The 17,606-nt window shown below is 70.1% G+C and carries 13 protein-coding genes and 1 pseudogene; 5 read left to right on the forward strand and 9 right to left on the reverse strand.

All coding sequences use genetic code 11. From position 1 onward, the window contains the following. Positions 1-162: 162 nt before the first annotated feature. The gene (locus ACFXOM_RS07500) at positions 163-1,653 is read right to left on the reverse strand and encodes a hypothetical protein (protein ID WP_385037306.1); all 1,491 of its coding nucleotides are present in this window, start codon (positions 1,651-1,653) and stop codon (positions 163-165) included. Positions 1,654-1,885: 232 nt separating this feature from the next. Between ACFXOM_RS07500 and ACFXOM_RS07505 the strand changes: the two genes are divergently transcribed. Next, on the forward strand, positions 1,886-3,001 hold the full coding sequence (locus tag ACFXOM_RS07505) for an aminoglycoside phosphotransferase family protein (RefSeq protein ID WP_384928266.1): 1,116 nt from the start codon (positions 1,886-1,888) through the stop codon (positions 2,999-3,001). Between the two features lie 358 nt (positions 3,002-3,359). Here the strand turns inward: ACFXOM_RS07505 and ACFXOM_RS07510 are convergent. Further along, positions 3,360-3,710, reverse strand: a pseudogene (locus ACFXOM_RS07510) (N-acetyltransferase); the annotation flags it as partial. A gap of 475 nt (positions 3,711-4,185) precedes the next feature. On the opposite strand from ACFXOM_RS07510, the gene ACFXOM_RS07515 reads away from it, so the two are divergent. Next, positions 4,186-6,405, forward strand: a complete 2,220-nt coding sequence (locus ACFXOM_RS07515; RefSeq protein WP_385037309.1) for a germacradienol/geosmin synthase — start codon at positions 4,186-4,188, stop codon at positions 6,403-6,405. Between the two features lie 213 nt (positions 6,406-6,618). Here the strand turns inward: ACFXOM_RS07515 and ACFXOM_RS07520 are convergent, their stop codons facing one another. The 7 genes from ACFXOM_RS07520 to ACFXOM_RS07550 form a co-directional block, all read right to left on the reverse strand. Next, complete coding sequence (locus ACFXOM_RS07520; protein ID WP_384928275.1) at positions 6,619-7,119, reverse strand: hypothetical protein; 501 nt, start codon at positions 7,117-7,119, stop codon at positions 6,619-6,621. Positions 7,120-7,206: 87 nt separating this feature from the next. Then, positions 7,207-7,605, reverse strand: a complete 399-nt coding sequence (locus tag ACFXOM_RS07525) for an ACT domain-containing protein (RefSeq protein ID WP_384928278.1) — start codon at positions 7,603-7,605, stop codon at positions 7,207-7,209. Between the two features lie 191 nt (positions 7,606-7,796). Beyond that, positions 7,797-8,039: a DUF397 domain-containing protein gene (locus tag ACFXOM_RS07530; RefSeq protein ID WP_384928280.1), complete on the reverse strand. Its 243-nt coding sequence runs from the start codon at positions 8,037-8,039 to the stop codon at positions 7,797-7,799. 109 nt (positions 8,040-8,148) lie between these two features. After that, complete coding sequence (locus ACFXOM_RS07535) at positions 8,149-9,315, reverse strand: thiolase domain-containing protein (RefSeq protein WP_385037312.1); 1,167 nt, start codon at positions 9,313-9,315, stop codon at positions 8,149-8,151. Next, positions 9,308-10,360 (reverse strand): thiolase domain-containing protein, encoded by a 1,053-nt coding sequence (locus ACFXOM_RS07540; protein WP_385037314.1) that lies wholly within the window; start codon positions 10,358-10,360, stop codon positions 9,308-9,310. The genes ACFXOM_RS07535 and ACFXOM_RS07540 overlap by 8 nt, the downstream gene beginning before the upstream one ends. A 2-nt stretch (positions 10,361-10,362) precedes the next feature. Next, on the reverse strand, positions 10,363-11,328 hold the full coding sequence (locus ACFXOM_RS07545) for a Zn-ribbon domain-containing OB-fold protein (protein WP_384928290.1): 966 nt from the start codon (positions 11,326-11,328) through the stop codon (positions 10,363-10,365). A gap of 33 nt (positions 11,329-11,361) precedes the next feature. Next, entirely contained in the window at positions 11,362-12,162 is an 801-nt protein-coding gene (locus tag ACFXOM_RS07550; RefSeq protein ID WP_385037317.1) for a crotonase/enoyl-CoA hydratase family protein, read from the reverse strand. A 174-nt stretch (positions 12,163-12,336) separates the two neighbouring features. Between ACFXOM_RS07550 and ACFXOM_RS07555 the strand changes: the two genes are divergently transcribed. The 3 genes from ACFXOM_RS07555 to ACFXOM_RS07565 all read left to right on the forward strand — a co-directional run bounded on the left by ACFXOM_RS07555 (position 12,337) and on the right by ACFXOM_RS07565 (position 17,553). Further along, entirely contained in the window at positions 12,337-14,049 is a 1,713-nt protein-coding gene (locus ACFXOM_RS07555) for an acyl-CoA synthetase (protein ID WP_384944891.1), read from the forward strand. 839 nt (positions 14,050-14,888) lie between these two features. Further along, the gene (locus ACFXOM_RS07560) at positions 14,889-15,836 is read left to right on the forward strand and encodes a hypothetical protein (RefSeq protein WP_384928298.1); all 948 of its coding nucleotides are present in this window, start codon (positions 14,889-14,891) and stop codon (positions 15,834-15,836) included. 193 nt (positions 15,837-16,029) lie between these two features. After that, positions 16,030-17,553 (forward strand): amino acid permease, encoded by a 1,524-nt coding sequence (locus tag ACFXOM_RS07565; protein WP_384928301.1) that lies wholly within the window; start codon positions 16,030-16,032, stop codon positions 17,551-17,553. The last annotated feature ends 53 nt before the right edge of the window (positions 17,554-17,606 follow it).

Below are 17,606 nucleotides of genomic sequence, written 5' to 3' on the forward strand. Positions count from 1 at the left end.
GGGCGTCGTCCCGTGTCGGTATCCGGAACGGATGGGCGGAGGACAGCACAGCGCGGTCGGAGGAAACGGCCACAGGACACTCGTCGAGTCGACCGCGTTTGCCGATGCTCCGGAAGCTCCGGAACATCCCGCGCGCCCCGGAGGCCCACGCGCCCGGCGTGACTAGACCTCCACGCTCCTCGCGCGCTTCGACGAGCTGGTGGGCAGGGCGAGTTGGATTTCCTCCCGAAGATCCTGGATCTTCGCGTAGCCCGCGTACTGTCCCGTGAGCCGGTACATCTCGCGCAGTCGGTCCCAGGTGCGGTGCGAGGAGGTCTCCCCCATCGACACCAGCGCGAGCCGGGCGTACCGGTCGGCTTGCTCCGGGTCGTCCGCGATGAAGCAGGCGGAGGCGAGCGAGATGTAGTCGAAGATCTTCGACCGCTGACGGCCGCCCTCCCTCAGCTCGAGGGCCTGCTTGGCGTGTCGCTGTGCCGTCCTGGCGGCCCCCGGTTCGTGCTCGGCCAGCGTGCGGTAGGCGAGGGCCTGCATCCCGTGCATGTCGGCCTCGTCGAACATCTGCATCCAACTCGGCGCCGGTACGTCGCCCTTGTCGGATACGAAGAGTTCCTCCGCCTCACCCAGCGTGCGACGCATGGCTTGTCCCCGGCCCATGGACGCCTGCGCCCACGCCTCGATGGTGCGGAGCATGGCGTGCGTGCGGGGCAGCGTCTCGTCGCCCGAGCCGGACTTGGCGAGCTTCATCAAGTCGAGGGCGTCGTCCGGGCGGCCGAGGTGCACCATCTGGCGTGCCGCACGGGACAGCGCCTCGCCGGCCCGGGGGCGGTCGCCGCCTTCGCGAGCCGCGTGTGCGGCGATGACGAAGTACTTCTGTGCGGTGGGCTCGAGGCCGACGTCATGGGACATCCAGCCGGCGAGCACGGCGAGGTTGGCCGCAACGCCCCACAGGCGTCGCTGGAGGTGGTCGGGGTGCCGATAGGCGAGCATGCCGCCCACCTCGTTGAGCTGACCCACGACGGCCTTGCGCTGGAGACCGCCGCCACGGGCGGCGTCCCAGGCGCGGAACACCTCGACGGAGCGCTCCAGTGCGTCGATCTCCTGCGACCCGATGGGGGCGGCCTCGTAGCGGTCGAACCCGGCGGGGTCGGCGTGCAGGGAATTGCGGGTGGCGGAGTCGGAACTGAATGCGGGGTCGGTGTGCAGCCAGTCGTGCATGGCGTTGCTGAGTGCGGAGCCTGCGGCGAGCGCGGCGCCCGCGCCCACCAAGCCGCGTCGGTTGAGCATGAGGTCCATTCCCGTGAATTCGGTGAGGACCGCCGCCGTACGTTCGGGCGCCCAGGGCAGGCCGTCGGGGTTCTTCGACCCGCTGACGTCGCGCCGTTTCCCCGTGCGCCCGTGCCGTACGAGGCCGAGGTCCTCGATGGTCACGACACGGCCGAGTCGCTCGGTGAACAGAGCTGCCAGCACTCTGGGCACGGGATCGCGCGGGATCTCCCCCATGTCGATCCAACGCCGCACCCGCGAGGTGTCGGTCGCCAGCTGCGGGTGGCCCATGGCCGCCGCCTGCCGGTTGACCAGCCTGGCGAGTTCGCCCTTGGACCAGCCGGTGAGGCCGAACAGGTCTGCCAGGCGGGTGTTGGGTTCTCCGGTCACGTCAAGCCCCCAGGTTCTCGGCTGACTTGACACTAACCCCCTGCCACATGCGTGGCGACTATTCGCCAGGGTTCGCCAGGGTCCGCCAGATGGTGTGCCACCCACGCCCCGGTGTCAGGTAGGAACGCGCCACCCCGGCCCGGGAGTCCAACAGCATTCCCCAGGGTGCCGAAGGCATCCGGGGCGGGGCTGCGCACGCGACTTGCCGGCACACGAAGGGATCTGTTCGCCCATGTACACAGCATCGTCCCCCGTGTCCGCCCCGCCCCGGCCGCTGCGCCCGATGCAGGCCGGCGGCGGGCCACTGCTCGACCCCTCCCCCGTCGCGCGGACACGGCGGTGGCCCGGAACGGTCGGCCAACCGCTCAGCGGGAGGATCGACTTGTCCGGCCCCCAGGGTGCGCAGCTCCGGATGGCGATCACGTCGGTGCACCGCATCTGCCCGGAGTTCAATCCCGTCCAGGTGCTGCGCAGGAGCGGCCGTTCGGTACTGCTGGTCGGCACGACGGGGCGCATGACGGCCGTCGCCAAGTGCTTACTGGACCAGTCACCGGTCTGGGCGGAGCACTTCAGGCACGAAATAACGGCATATCGTGCGTTCGTCCGGCACCGTCCGCCGGTGCGGGCGCCGCGGCTCATCGCCGCGGACCCGGACAACTGCACACTGGTCATCGAGCGGATGCCCGGCCGCCCGGCCGCCCTCACCCGCCACCCGTCCGAAGCTCCGCCCCGCGCCGACGTACGCGCTGCGGTCGGTGCGATCTCTCGGCTGAACTCGTGGCGTCCGCCTGCCGGGATGTTCGACGCCCCACTGGACTACGCGTCCCGTATCGCCCGCTACCACGAGTTGGGGCTCTTCACCGACCGGGATCTGGGCGACCTGCAGAAGCTGTTGCACGGGTTGGCCCATGCGGGCGGTCGACAGGGTCTCGGTCAGTTCTGCCACGGCGACGCGTTGCTGTCCAACATCCTCCTGGCCCCTACGGGTCCGGTGCTCGTGGACTGGGAGCACGCGGGCTGGTATCTGCCGGGGTACGACCTCGCCACGCTGTGGACGGTGCTCGGTGATGCACCGGCGGCGCGGCGCCACATCAGCCAGCTGGCCCAGCAGTCCGGACCCGCCGCGCGGGACGCGTTCCTGGTGAACTTGATGCTGGTGCTGACCCGGGAGATCCGGACGTACGAGACGGCGGTGCAACGGACGATGCGCGAAGCCGCTCCGGCCGGGACCGTGGTGCAGCACGGCGGGATCTCCACGGGAGAAGAGCAGCGGCTCCTCTTGAGGCGACTGCACGATGACTGCGCACTGGCACGGCGGGCCGTGCGCGCTGCGGTCGGCACGCGCTGACCGGATAGCGAGGGGGAAGAACGCTGCGCGTCCCGTGCCGACACACCGGACGCGCAGCGTTCTGCTGCCGTGCGCACGGGTGTTGGCTGCCCGAGGATGTCCGGCGGGTCGAAACTCCACGCCAATAGGGACGTGGTGAGGGCCGCCGGCCGAGCGTCCCCGGGAACGACCGTGTGACACCCCGCCCGCTAGAGCGGTATGTGGATGGCCAGGATGGACCCCGAGGTGCGCGCGGGGGGTGCGTCGAGGGTTTCGAGGACGTGGAGCATGGGGGTGTTGACCGCGGCGACCGCCCCGCGGCGGTGAGGGTGTGGTGACCGTCCCTACGGGCCACGTCGGCCGCGTGCGCGGTCAGGGCGGTCCCGAGGCCCTTGCACTGCCACGCGTCCTCCACCAACAGGCCCAGTTCTCCCACCCCTTGGCGATCGGTGCGCATGACGTTGGTCATGGCGATGATGCGGTCCGTGTGACCGACCGTCGTGGTGACCAAGGTGGTGCCGCGTTCGGGGTCGGACAGGAGACGCCACCCCGCGGTCGAGAGCTCGGGTTTGCCGGTGTGGTAGCGCAAGGCCCTGCTGCCAGGGGAGCAGCGGCGGTGCAGCGCCTGGACGGGGCCGAGATCGGCCGGGGTCACCTCACGGGTCCGGGTGGTGGTCCCGTCAGTCAGGGTGATCGGGTATGCGATGCCTCGATGGCCGGCGTCGGGCATGCTGAGGTCTCCTCACAACTGCGAAGGGGGTGGGCACGCCGCAGCAGCCCGATCGGGGCTGCCCGCCTCGGGCACAGGAGAAGTCTTTTGCCCTGGCGGCGGTCGTCTCAAGTGGGGTTCTCGCCAATTCGATTACGCTTCGCACATTCGACACTACCGAACGAAGTTGCCGCCGGGAGGTCGCGGGATCCGCTGTCGCAAACCACGAGGATCCTCTCCGGGCGGGCCGGGCAGACCGCTCGTACGGCCAGGAGGTGCGAGCGGTGGGGCGCCCGTCCTGGTGGCAGGTCAACACCGTCTCGTGCGAGCGCCGTTCGAGGTGTCCCGTCTCGGCGGGAGGGAAGGCCACGACGGTTCATCCGGACGGGTGATCACCGGCGCCGCGTGCCGCGGACCGCCGAAGGGTAGGGCTGGCCCGTACGCCGACCGGTCCGCGCGTCAGCCGCGCGGACGCTCACCGAAAGGCCGGGCACGCATGGCACAGCCCTTCCAACTGCCGGACTTCTACGTACCGTATCCGGCACGCCTCAACCCCCATGTCGACGCGGCACGGCAGCACACCCGCGACTGGGCGCGCCGCATGGGCATGCTCGAGGGGTCGGGGATCTGGGAGCTGGAGGACCTGGAGGCACACGACTACGCCCTGCTCTGCGCGTACACCCACCCGGACTGTTCGGCCGAGGCGCTCGCGTTGGTGACGGACTGGTACGTGTGGGTGTTCTTCTTCGACGACCACTTCCTGGAGGTCTTCAAGCGGTCGGGGGACATGGCGGGAGGCAAGGCGTACCTGGAGCGGCTGCCCGCGTTCATGCCGCTGGATCCGGCCCACGGCACTCCCGAGCCGACGAACCAGGTCGAGGCGGGTCTTGCCGATCTGTGGGCACGGACCGTTCCGGCCATGTCCGCGGCGTGGCGGGCGCGCTTCGCGGAGGCGACGGAGCACCTGCTGAACGAGTCGCTGTGGGAGCTCGGCAACATCAACGAGGGGCGGATCGCGAACCCGGTCGAGTACATCGAGATGCGCCGCAAAGTCGGCGGCGCCCCCTGGTCCGCCGGACTGGTCGAGTACGCCGCTGCTGCGGAGGTACCGGCTGCGGCAGCGGACTCCCGGCCGCTGCGTGTCCTGCGTGACGCCTTCGCGGACGCCGTCCACCTGCGCAACGACCTGTTCTCCTACGAACGGGAGGTTCGCGACGAGGGCGAGAACAGCAACGGCGTCCTGGTCATGGAGACCTTCCTGGGCTGTACGACCCAGGAAGCGGCCGAGACCGTGAACGACCTGCTGACCTCGCGGCTGCAACAGTTCGAGAACACGGCGCTGAGCGAAGTACCGGCGCTCTGCGTCACCGCGGGTCTGACCCCGGAGGAGTGCGCGGCGATCGCGGCGTACACGAAGGGCCTGCAGGACTGGCAGTCGGGAGGGCACGAGTGGCACATGCGCTCGAGTCGCTACATGAACAAGGGCGTCACGACCGGACCTACCCTCGTCAGTGGGGTGCTCGGCACGTCGGCCATGGACGTCACGACGCTGTTCGGCCGTCCTGCCGCGGCCCGTCTACGCGGTCTCACCCGCGTTCCGCACCACCCGACGGGCCCGTCCCTGCTCCCCGCGTTCGACCTGCCCTTCCCCCTGACGATCAGCCCGCACTGGCAGGACGCCAAGCGCAAGTCCGTCGCGTGGGCGCAGCGGATGGGGCTCCTCTCGGACATCTGGGACGAGACGACGCTGTACGGCTTCGACTTCGCCCTCTGTTCGGCGGGGCTGGATCCGGACGCCACACCCGAAGAGCTGGAACTCAGCGCGGAATGGCTGACGTGGGGCACGTACGGGGACGACTACTACCCGGTCGTGTTCGGCCGCCCGCGCAACCTCATCGGGGCGAAGGCCTGCCACGAACGGCTTGTGGCCTGCATGCCCGTCGATGACCCCGGGGCGGGCGCGGCGCTCGCGGAGAGTCCGATGGAGCGGGGGCTCGCCGACCTGTGGGCGCGCACGGCAGGGCCCATGGAGCCGCCAGCGCGTGCCGTCTTCCGCAGGTCCGTGGAGACGATGCTGGAGAGTTGGCTGTGGGAGTTGCACAACCAGGCGCAGCACCGGGTTCCGGATCCCGTGGACTACATCGAGATGCGTCGACTCACCTTCGGTTCGGACCTGACGATGGGGCTGTGCCGACTGCGCCACGGGGGTTCGTTGCCTCCCGGGATCTACCACACGGGAGCTGTTCGCAGCCTGGAGAACTCCGCGGCCGACTACGCGTGCTTCCTGAATGACCTCTTCTCCTACCAGAAGGAGATCGAGGTCGAGGGCGAGCTGCACAACATCGCCCTCGTGGTGCAGAACTTCTTCGGCTGCGACTATCCCGCCGCGGTGGCGATCGTGGACGACCTGATGCGTTCACGGCTGCGCCAGTTCCTGCATGTGAAGGAGCACGAACTTCCTCTGCTGTATGAGGAGTTCGACCTGGACGGAGATGGCAGGGCAGCTCTCGACGCCTACGTCCGCGAACTGGAGGACTGGCTGGCGGGAATCCTGAACTGGCACCGCGGAGTGCGCCGTTACGGAGAGGAGGACCTGCACCGCCCGGGGAGTGCACCGCTCCTCCCGGGTCGACCGCTGTTGCCGGACCGGCCGACGGGACCGGGTACCGCCTCGACGCGTATCGCTTCCCTCCTCGTGTCTCAGGGCCGGTCCTAGCCTCCGGGTGAGGCCGGGGTGAGACCTGGCACGGGCCGGCCCTGCGCCGCGAACAGTCGGGGGCCTTCGGGGGCGGGTGGACCCGCCGGTGCCCGGGAGCGGACGCGCCCCGTGGGCCGCGCGTCCCCGGGGGTTCGATGCGGGGCGCGGCGGGGCGCAGTGCGGCGCGCCCCGGTGCAGCGGGGCTGTGAGGAGTACCGGCCCCGAGGCGGTTCAGCCCTGCTGGAAGAGCTCTGCGGGAAGCGGCTTCAGCAGCGCGTACAGGTCGTCGGTGATCGGGCGGTCCCAGCTGGCGATGGTGACGAGGATGTTGTCGCTGCGGTCGAACTGGACGCAGGAGATGCGGCTTTCTGACAGCTTGATCCGCCGGACGATCAGCAGGTTGTCCCCCTGCATCACGGGAACGTCCTCGGTGTCGACCACGGTGACGTCCTCGTCGTTCTCCAGCGCCGCGAGGAGCTGGGCAACCTCGAAGGGGACCTGGCCGTCTTCGAGCTCCCGCGCCGGCGAGCCCTCCGGGAGGTTGCCGATGATCATTGCCGGGCCACGGCCGCCGAACAGGTCGTACCGCAGGAAGACGCCCTGGCAGCTGCCGTCGGGAGCGGGGAGCAACCCCGCGCCCAGGTTGCCGGGCCAGTCGCCCGGGTCCATGGCGAGGACGTCGAAATCCGGGCCGGCGGGGGTGGCGGCACTACGGCGGCGGAGGAAGGACATGCCGCCATGGTACGTGTCAGGTGGGCGCTCCCGCCGACCGGGCGCCCCACCGTCGCGGGCGTCCTCCTGTGGTCACCGGCGCCGTCCTCAGTGGGGCCCTTCGGCGAGCTCCCGCAGGAGGGCGACCGCTTCCTCGGCCCGCTCGTAGGGGACGAACAGGTGGTCGTGGTGGAAGCCCGCGACGACGTTGCAGCTCAGCTCTGCATCGGCGAGGGCACGGGCCACGGCGGCGGTCAGTCCGACGGCCTCCAGAGCGGAGTGGACGCGGAGGGTGATCCAGCCGGCCACGTAGTCGTAGGCCAGTCCGGTGGCATCGGCGTCCGGCTGGCGTACGACGAGGGTGAGGCCCTCCTCCTCGGCCACGGTGACGACCGGCCGGACGCCCGGCGGGACGGGACCGCTCACGGAGGTGAAGACGTAGGGGCCCTGGTTGAGTTCGGGTCGCATACCGCTGAGCAGGCGGCCGAGGTCGGTCTCCGCAGTCATGATCGCCACTCTAGCCCCATGGGGGATTCAGAATCAGGACCCCCTCCAGCCATGGAAGCGAAGGCCATCTCACCCATCAAGGAACGATTCGGTGGCATTTTCGGTGCTCGCGTACCCGGGCAAAGCCTCCCCGGGCTCGGTTCCCGTTCCCGTACGCTCCCGGCCGTACCGCCGGGAGCGTTCCGGTCGCGTCAGGTGAGGTCGAACTCCCCCTCGCGGGCATTGATGACGAACGCACGCCACTCGGCCGGGGTGAAGATCAGCGACGGGCCCTCGGGACGGCCTCCGTTCCGCATGGCGATGAAACCCTCGACGAAGGCGATCTGGACGTCACCCGTTCCCTGGCTGCCCGATTGCCAGTCCGCCTTGCTGAGATCGAGTTCCGGCTTGTTCCACCCCGTCAGCGGCTGGTGCGTGGTGATGCTCTCGGCCACGTCCGTACTCCTCCCGGTTCGTCGTCCGCGCACAGACTAGCGAGCACCGCGGGACACGCACAGGTCGCAGGGCGGAGCGTCGCGCTCCCGATCCCCGTGGTGGCGCAGGTCAGTTCGAAGGGGGTTGCACACCGACGAGCCACATGGAGAAGAACTGCGAACCTCCTCCGTAGGCGTGCCCGAGTGCCCTGCGGACCCCGTCCACCTGGTGCTCCCCCGCCCGCCCGCGCACCTGGAGCGCCGCCTCGGCGAAGCGGATCATCCCGGAGGCACCGATGGGATTGGTGGAGAGCACGCCTCCTGACGGATTCACCGGCAGGTCACCGTCGAGTTCCGTGACGCCGGACTCGGTGAGCTTCCACCCCTCCCCCTCCGCGGCGAATCCGAGGTTCTCCAGCCACATCGGCTCGTACCAGGAGAACGGTACGTACATCTCGACCACGTCGACCTCGCGGCGCGGGTCGGCGATGCCGGACTGGCGGTAGACGTCGGCCGCACAGTCCCTGCCCGCCTGCGGGGAGACGAAGTCCTTGCCCGCGAAGAGGGTGGGTTCGCTCCGCATGGCCCCGCCGTGGACCCAGGCGGGGGGATGGGGCGCGCGGGCCGCCCCCCAGCGGTCGGTGAGGACCATGGCGCAGGCCCCGTCGGAGGACGGGCAGGTCTCCGAGTAGCGGATCGGGTCCCACAGCATGGGCGACGCCTGCACCTTCTCGAGGGTGATGTCGTGCTCGTGGAGGTGCGCGTAGGGGTTCTTCAGCGCGTTGCGCCGGTCCTTGTACGCGACCAGCGCGCCGACGGTGTCGGGTGCCGCGCTCCGGCGCATGTAGGCACGCACGTGGGGGGCGAAGAAGCCGCCGGCACCCGCGAGCAGCGGCTGCTGGAACGGGATGGGCAGCGACAACCCCCACATCGCGTTGGACTCGGACTGCTTCTCGAAGGCGAGGGTCAGTACGGTCCGGTGGACGCGCGCCGCGACGAGGTTGGCTGCGACGAGTGCCGTGGAGCCGCCTACCGACCCGGCCGTGTGGACCCGCAGCATCGGCTTGCCGACGGCGCCCAGCGCATCGGCGAGGTACAGCTCCGGCATCATCACGCCCTCGAAGAAGTCGGGCGCCTTGCCGATGACGACGGCGTCGACGTCGGCCCAGGTGAGCTGGGCATCGTCCAGCGCGCGGCGGGCCGCCTCCCGGACGAGCCCGGCGATCGAGACGTCGTGGCGTGCCGCGACGTGCTTGGTCTGGCCGATGCCGACGACGGCCACGGGCTCCTTAGGCATGGGATGGCTCTCCTTCGAGGACGGCGACCAGGTTCTGCTGCAGGCAGGGGCCGGAGGTGGCGTGGGCCAGGGCCCGGTCGGAGTCTCCGCGGTGGATGGCTGCAGCGGCCTCGCCGAGGCGGATGAGTCCGGCGGCCATGACCGGGTTCGCCGCGAGTGCTCCGCCGGACGGGTTGACCCTCACCGTCTCCTCGAGAGCGAGGGCCCGGCGGAGCACGACCTCCTGGGAGGTGAAGGGGGCGTGCAGTTCCACGGTGTCCGCGGGTCGTTCGAACGCCCCGGCCCGCTCGGCGGCGAGTCGGGTGGACGGCGAGTCCGTGAGGTCGCGCACGCCGAGCCCGTGGGGCTCGATGCGGTGGTCCATGCCCCGGATCCAGGCGGGCCGTGCGCACAGCTCCCGCACGCGGTCACCGGCCGCGAGGACCACGGCGGCCGCGCCGTCGCCGATCGGTGGGCAGTCACCGGTGCGCAGCGGACGGACGAGGTACTCCCCGGCGGGCACGTCTCCGCGCAGTTGGGCGTGCGGGTGGGAGTCGGCCGCGGCGCGGCTGCGCGCGGCGATGCCGGCGAGTTCGCGTTCGGTGGTGCGGCCCGCGTCGATGAGGGCCTGTGCCTGGAGCGCGGCGACGGCGACGGAGTCCGGCCAGAGCGGGGCGGCGTAGTAGGGGTCGAGCTGACGCGTCAGGACGTCCCGGAGCGAACCGGGCGAGGACTTGCCGTAGGAGTAGACGAGGGCGGTGTCGGCGTCGCCGGTGAGGAGCTTCACCCATGCCTCGTACAGGGCCCAGGCGCCGTCCATCTCGACGTGGGACTCGGAGATGGGCGGCCAGGCGCCGACGCCGTCGAGGGCCATGGTGAAGGAGAACGCGCGGCCGGCGAGGTAGTCGGAGGACCCCGAGCAGGTGAATCCGATGTCGGCGGTTCGCAGTCCGGTCGTGTCGAGGACGTCGTGGAGGACCGGCATGAGCATCTCCACCTCGGAGAGCTCGTCGGTGCTGCGCCGGGTGTCGGTCTGGGAGAAGGCGACGATGGCGACGTCTCGCATGGCTACAGCAGCTCCTTGTACGTCTCGTAGTCCGCGTCCGGCTCGCCGGTGGGCCGGTAGTGGTCGGGGTACCGGGCGTCCTCGGTCCACACCGGTTCCACGCGCAACCCCATGCGCACCTGGTCGTAGGGGATGCCGCCGATGCGGCCGTGCAGGGCGAGGTCGGCGCCGTCGAGGGCGATGTGCGCGTAGACGTAGGGCACGTCGATCGTGGCGTTCTTCGCCTTGATGTTGACGATGCAGTAGGTGGTGACCGTGCCGCGCGGTCCCACCTCGACCTGCTCGGAGGTGGCGACACCACAGGTGGGGCAGGCCCCGCGGGGCGGGACGTACACCTTGTGGCAGGACGGGCAGCGCTCCCCCGTGGTCCGCCGTGCGGCGAGTGCACCGATGTAGCGGGTCTGGGCGCGGCCGGGGCTGTAGGCGTAGTCGAGCCGGGCCGGGGCGACGATGCCCGTGACGGGGTTCTCGAACCGCCCGTCGTGGTTCCGCACGGGCGCGGTCGCGGTGGAGTCGGCCGTGCACGGCTCGAAGCAGGCGATGTCCGTGATGGCGCCGGTGCGTTCGGCGGCCCAGCGGACGCGGACGCGCATTCCGGTGCGTACGGCATCGGGGCCGGTCGCGTCCAACACGTGGAGGAGGGAGGTGTCCGCGCCGTCGAGCCTCACCAGCACCCAGGCGAAGGGGCGCTCCAGGGGCTGGCCGCGACGGGGCCGGGGGTTCCACGCCCAGGTGGTGACGGTGCCGGTGGGGGCGACCTCGACGAGGTGCCGTATCTCCTCGGCGGTGTCCGGGTCGTACTCGACGGGCGGGACGAGGACCCGGCCGCCCGTGGTCCGCACGCCGAGGACGGTGCGTTCGCGCAGGCCGCTGAGGAAGGCCGACTGGACGGGGCCGAGCGAGCGGGTGAACGGGAACTCGAGGACCAGGGGTGCGCGCAGCACCTCGAGTGCGGGGTCGGCTGACATGGGCCTGCCTTTCTGCGCGGCGGGGAAGGGGGATCAGGAGCGGCGGAACACCGGGGGGCGCTTCTCCGCGAAGGCCCGTGCGCCCTCCTTCGCGTCGGCCGTGTCGAAGATCGGCCAACCGCGCTTCAGTTCGGCCGCGAGCCCCTCGGTCTCCGTCATCTCGGCGGTCTCGTAGACGGACGCCTTGACGGCCTCCACGGCGAGCGGGCCGCAGGCGTTGATCCGTGCAGCGATGGCGAGCGCCTCGTCGAGGGCGGTGCCGTCGGTGACGACGCGGCCGACGAGCCCGATGCGCGCGGCTTCGGCCGCGGTGTAGGGACGCCCGGTGAGCAGCATCTCCAGGGCGTGGGTGCGGGGGATCTGGCGCTGCAGGCGCACGGTGGAGCCGCCGATCGGGAAGAGGCCGCGCTTCACCTCGAAGAGCCCGAAGGTGGCGCTCTCCCCAGCGACCCTGATGTCGGTGCCCTGCAGGATCTCCGTGCCGCCGGCCACGCAGTGGCCTTCGACGGCTGCGATGACCGGTTTGCGCGGACGGTGGTGGCGCAGCATCGCCTTCCAGTGGAGGTCGGGATCGGCGTCCAGCCGCTCCCGGTACCGTCGTCCCTCCATCCCGTTCCCGGCGAGGGCCTTCAGGTCCATCCCGGCACAGAACGAACCGCCGGCGCCGGTGAGGACGACGGAGCGGATGCCGTCGTCCTCGTCAGCCTCCCGCCATCCGTCGTGCAGCCCGACGAGCATCGGCAGCGACAGTGCGTTCTTCGCTTCGGGCCTGTTCAGGGTCAGTACCAGCGTGGCGCCTTCGCGGTGCACGCCGAGGTGTTCCGTACCCGCCATGACCGTCCTCCTGTCTCACGACCTAGAACAGGTTGCAGGAGGCGGGGGTCCAGTTCAATAGGTTTCTGACAGTCAGTCAGATTTCTTGGGCGCGGCCCTTCCCTGTTGGATCCGACGGCGCTCTAATGACCGCTCCGGGGGCAGTCGTACGCACGGACGCGGTCAGGAGGAACGGTGGAGTACAACCTTGCCGACCTGTTCGAGTCGGTCGTGGACGTGGTTCCCGGGCGCGAGGCGCTCGTCTACGTCGACCATCCCGGTACGGGTGCGGAGCGCCGACTCACGTACGCCGACCTGGACGGCGCCGCCAACCGCATCGGCCACCACCTGATCGACTCCGGGCTACGACCGGGAGAACACCTGGGCCTCCACCTCTACAACGGGGTCGAGTACCTCCAGACGCTCCTCGGCTGCCTGAAGGCGCGCATCGTCCCGGTGAACGTCAACTACCGCTACGTGGAAGAAGAACTGGTCTACCTCTACCGCGACGCCGATCTCACCGCCCTCGTCTTCGACGCGGAGTTCACCGACCGGGTCGCGGCAGCCGCCGCCCGAGCCGAGAAGCTGCGCCATCTGATCCGGGTGGGACGCCCCGGGCACCCCACCCGGTGGGCTCCCGCGCAAGCCGGTGGCCGGCCGGTGCCGGACTGCACGGAGTTCACCGACGCCGAGGCGGCGGGATCACCGGAACGAGGCTTCGGACCGCGCTCCGCCGACGACCAGTTCATCATCTACACCGGCGGCACCACGGGGATGCCCAAGGGCGTGATGTGGCGGCAGGAGGATCTCTTCTTCGCGGGGCTCGGCGGCGGCGCACCGACGGGGGATCCCGTCCGGCGTCCGCAGGAGCTGGCCGAGCGGGCCGCCGCCGGCGGTGAGGGCATCACCTTCTTCCCCACTCCCCCGCTGATGCACGGCACGTCCACGCTCACCACGTTCGTCGGCCTCAACTATGGCCAGCGGGTGGTGCTGCACCGCAAGTACGTACCCGAGGAGGTGCTCCGCACGATCGAACGCGAGCGGGTGACCTCCGTGTCACTGGTCGGGGACGCGATGCTGCGCCCGCTGATCGACGCACTCAACGGGCCCCTCAAGGGAACCGACCTCTCTTCGGTGTTCAGCATCTCCTCCTCGGGCGCCATCATGTCCGAGACGGTGCGCGACCAGCTCGCGTCGCTGGCACCGCACGCGATCGTCCTGAACAACTTCGGTTCCTCGGAGTCCGGTTTCAACGGGACGGCCACGGACGACTCCGGACACGCCAACGGATTCCGCCTGCGCGTCAACTCACGCACCCAGGTGGTCGATCCGATCACCCGCGAACCCGTCCCGCCCGGGGTGCCCGGCCGCATCGCCCAGCGCGGCCACGTGCCGCTGGGCTACTACAACGACCCGAAGAAGACAGCAGAGACCTTCTTCCGGAAGGGCCGCGAACGCTGGGTGCTCCTCGGCGACATGGCGACGGTCGACGAAGAAGGCGTCGTCACCGTCCTCGGCCGCGGATCGCAGTGCATCAACACGGGCGGGGAGAAAGTCTACCCGGAGGAGGTCGAGCAAGTCCTCAAAGCACACCCCGACGTGTACGACGCCCTGGTGGCAGGGGTCCCCGACACCACGTGGGGCAATCACGTAGCGGCGGTCGTGCAGCTTCGGGACGGCGCTCAACCCCTGGACCTGGAAGCGGTCCGGGCCCATTGCCGCAGCAGCCTGGCCGGGTACAAGATCCCCCGGCAGCTCGTGCTGGCGACGGAGATCCAGCGCTCGCCCAGCGGCAAGGCCGACTACCGCTGGGCCCGCGCACTGGCCGCGGGGGACGGATCGCCCCGGCGGTCCGACCCCGGCCGCCGGGGCCAGCCGCCTGGCGGGACCCAAGGCCAGCGACCCTGAGGGCGTACACGAGCCCTTGACCTGCGGCGACACCCTCATGGCGGACTGCGGAAGGCCGTGGCCCCACGGGGACTGGGCCGTCATGCACAGGTACCCCGCCGAGGCGGTTCGGCCGGCTTCAAGGTCGAAGTCGGCGCGCCCGCAGTCTTCACCGGTCCGGCCCGCTCCCGGACCCGCCGTCCCCGCGCCGAGTTCCTGGTCACCTCCGTGATGGCGGAGCGGCCGGATCCCCCGCCCGCGTACGCGTAGGCCCGTGCCGCCCGGACGTCACAGGGATTCGTCGGCGGCGCAGCAACGTGAGGGCGACGGGCAGGCCCCGGTGCTCCCGGACGGAGTGCGCCCGGTCGCCGGTACGACGGCGCGATCGGCAACCCGGGCCGCCGCCCGGTTGCCCCCTGCGGGGACACCCCCCACGCCCCCGTTGAGGGTGTCCCCGGCCGGTCGCGCCCGTCTCGCCCCCGGCCCGGAGGGACGTCGGGCGCTTTCCGGGCCGGTACATCGCCTCCGGCCCCGGCCGTCAACCGGTCCGGTTCCGCTGCTGGTCGGCCCTGGAAGGCCGGCAATTCCGGCCCGGCCCGACGGACTTCAGACGAGTCTGATGTGACCGACGTCACTCTATCGATTCACTTGCGGCAGGTGTGAACCCAGAGTTTTTCCATCAGTCTTGTGGCTCCCGCGACACGCTCCGTTAGCCGCGGGGTCGTATGCGTTGCTGTCGACGAACTCATCCACGGAGTCAAAGGTGTCCTCGGCCTCATCAGTACGGTTGGCACAACCCCTGGGCCTCACGACGGATACGCGGACCGCTGCCCCACCGGCCGCGCCCGAGCGGGGTCGCCGTGAGTAGCCACGGAGATGCGGCGCTCGACCGGCATCCGGCCCGCGACGACGCCCGTCTGCGCACCGTTCTGGAGGACGCAGCGATGGGTCGCTGGGAAGGCGCCCGGGAACTGCTGACCTCCACGGGAACGGACTGGGACCGTCGCATCTTCCGTCTCCAGGTGCTCGCCCGCGTCGGCGCCCGGCTGACGTTCGCAGACACCTGGGGCCAGGCGGAGCCGCGGTCTCCACACGCACTCGCCCTGCTCGCGAACGTCCGGGCGCTGCGGTCCATGGCCAACGGCCGGGGTCGCGGCAGCAGCGAGGACCTGACGGAAGCGTGGGCCACCTGTGACGCCGCCTCGGAGGCGATGCCGAACGACCCCGCACCGTATGTCGTCATGCTCGCCTTGACCCGGTTCCATTCACCGCCCCGGGATCGTGAATGGCGTTCGACGATGCGGCAGTTGTGGCTGCAGGTGAAACAGCGCGACCCATGGAACCGGGAGGCGCACCACGAGCTCCTCACCTACCTGTTCCCGTCCTGGCACGGCACCGGGGGCGACATGTTCCACTGGGTGCACGAGGAGTGCACCAAGGTGCCTGCCGGGCTACCGCTGCACGTCCTGCCGCTGGTCGCGCTCGCGGAGTCGCACCGGCAGCGGATGGAAGCGGACGGGAACAAATACGGGCTCACCGTCCACCCCTGGACGGACAACCCGTCGACCTGGCACGCCTGGGAGAACTGGTGGGCCTTCCGGGATCCGCAGCGCCCTCACGCCGCCTTCCACGAGGACGCCAACTATCTGGCCCACGCCCTGTCGTTCGCCGGCCGGCGCAGCGAGGCAGCCTGGGTGTTCGACGCCATCGGCCCGTACGCGACCGACGTGCCATGGAGCTACTGCGGGGACGCACCCACGCTGTTCAACCGCCACCGCACCTGGGCCGCGGAAGCCTCCTCGCGATAGCCGCCTCGGCGCGCCGACCACGATCGGCACCCAAGCCACGGAACCCCCTCTCCCCAACCCACCGCTCAATCCACCCATCCCTCTCCCCAACCCACCGCCCAACCCGACCCATCGCCGACCCGATCCGCCTGCTCCAACCGATCCATCCGCTCCGGGCGCCCCCACCGCTCACCTTGATGAAGAGGTCGTCCCCATGCCCCTGGACATACCGAGCGTTTCTTCTTCGGAAGAAGAGCGCCTCGCAGAACTCGGCATCACCCAGACCCTGGACCGCTCCATGTCAGGGCGTCAGAACTTCGCCGTCTCGTTCACCATCATCAGCATCCTCTCCGGCTGCCTGACCATGTACGGCTTCGGTATGAACACCGGCGGGCCGGCGCTGATCATGTGGGGCTGGGTCATCGTCGGCCTGATGACACTGTTCGTCGGGCTGGCCATGGCGGAGGTCTGCTCCAGCTACCCGACGAGCGCCGGACTCTACTTCTGGGCCCACAAGCTCGCCCCCCGCAAGTCCGCGCCCGCATGGGCCTGGTTCACCGGCTGGTTCAACACCCTGGGACAGGTGGCCGTCACCGCAGGCATCGACTTCGGCGCCGCCTCGTTCCTGAACGCCTACCTGAACCTCCAGTTCGGCTACGCCGCGACGCCGGAGCACACCATCCTGCTCTTCGGCATCATCCTCGTGCTGCACGCCCTCGTGAACACGTTCCGGGTGCGCGTCGTGGGCTTCTTCAACACGCTGAGCGTCTGGTGGCACCTGATCGGCGTCGTCGTGATCGTCGGCGCGCTGCTGCTCATCCCCGACCAGCACCAGTCCCCGACCTTCGTGTTCACCGAGTTCGTCAACAACACGGGATGGGGCTCGGCCGTCTACGTCGCTCTGATCGGCCTGCTGATGGCCCAGTACACCTTCACCGGCTACGATGCGTCCGCTCATATGACGGAGGAGACGAAGAACGCGTCCGTGGAGGGGCCGAGGGGCATCGTCCGCTCCATCCTCGTCTCATGGGTAGCAGGCTTCGTACTGTTGTTCGGCCTGACTTTCGCCATCCAGTCCTACAGCGGCGCCCTCTCGTCCGAGACCGGTGTACCTCCGGCCCAGATCTTCATGGACGCCCTCGGCGCGAGCACCGGCAAGATGATGCTGCTCATCGTCATCGGAGCCCAACTGTTCTGCGGTATGGCCTCGGTGACCGCCAACAGCAGGATGATCTACGCCTTCTCACGTGACGGCGCGTTGCCGTTCTCCCAGGTGTGGCACAGGCTCAACCCCGGGACGCGCACCCCGACCAACGCCGTCTGGCTGGCCTCCGGCGGCGCCTTCGTCCTGGGCCTGCCCTACCTGGTCAACGTCACCGCCTACGCAGCCGTCACGTCCATCGCGACGATCGGCCTCTACATCGCCTACGTCATCCCGACCCTTCTCCGACTGCGCCAGGGCGACGCGTTCCGCCACGGCCCGTGGCACCTTGGCCGCTGGTCCAGGCCGGTCGGTGTGATCGCGGTGGCCTGGGTCGCGTTCATCACCCTGCTCTTCATGCTGCCCCAGGTCGGTCCGGTGACCGCAGAAACCTTCAACTACGCTCCCGTCGCCGTCGGTGTGGTGCTCGTCTTCTCCGGCACGTGGTGGCTCGTCTCCGCCAGGCGGTGGTTCCTGCAGCCGGACCATCCGAGGCACCGGCACGCGGCGCCCGTGTCACAAGAGGCGTGGTACTAGATGCACTCGGCCGGCGGGCCCGTGACGCGGGGTGTCGATCGTTGATCGTGGAA

It is taken from the genome of Streptomyces sp. NPDC059169 (genome assembly GCF_042755225.1).
In the GTDB taxonomy this organism is placed as follows: Bacteria; Actinomycetota; Actinomycetes; order Streptomycetales; family Streptomycetaceae; genus Streptomyces.

Excerpts from the sequence above, each read along its gene's own strand:
- ACFXOM_RS07505 (WP_384928266.1), top strand. The coding sequence starts at position 1,886 with ATGTACACAGCATCGTCCCCCGTGTCCGCCCCGCCCCGGCCGCTGCGC.
- ACFXOM_RS07515 (WP_385037309.1), top strand. The coding sequence starts at position 4,186 with ATGGCACAGCCCTTCCAACTGCCGGACTTCTACGTACCGTATCCGGCA.
- ACFXOM_RS07520 (WP_384928275.1), bottom strand. The coding sequence starts at position 7,119 with ATGTCCTTCCTCCGCCGCCGTAGTGCCGCCACCCCCGCCGGCCCGGAT.
- ACFXOM_RS07525 (WP_384928278.1), bottom strand. The coding sequence starts at position 7,605 with ATGACTGCGGAGACCGACCTCGGCCGCCTGCTCAGCGGTATGCGACCC.
- ACFXOM_RS07535 (WP_385037312.1), bottom strand. The coding sequence starts at position 9,315 with ATGCCTAAGGAGCCCGTGGCCGTCGTCGGCATCGGCCAGACCAAGCAC.
- ACFXOM_RS07540 (WP_385037314.1), bottom strand. The coding sequence starts at position 10,360 with ATGCGAGACGTCGCCATCGTCGCCTTCTCCCAGACCGACACCCGGCGC.
- ACFXOM_RS07545 (WP_384928290.1), bottom strand. The coding sequence starts at position 11,328 with ATGTCAGCCGACCCCGCACTCGAGGTGCTGCGCGCACCCCTGGTCCTC.
- ACFXOM_RS07550 (WP_385037317.1), bottom strand. The coding sequence starts at position 12,162 with ATGGCGGGTACGGAACACCTCGGCGTGCACCGCGAAGGCGCCACGCTG.
- ACFXOM_RS07565 (WP_384928301.1), top strand. The coding sequence starts at position 16,030 with ATGCCCCTGGACATACCGAGCGTTTCTTCTTCGGAAGAAGAGCGCCTC.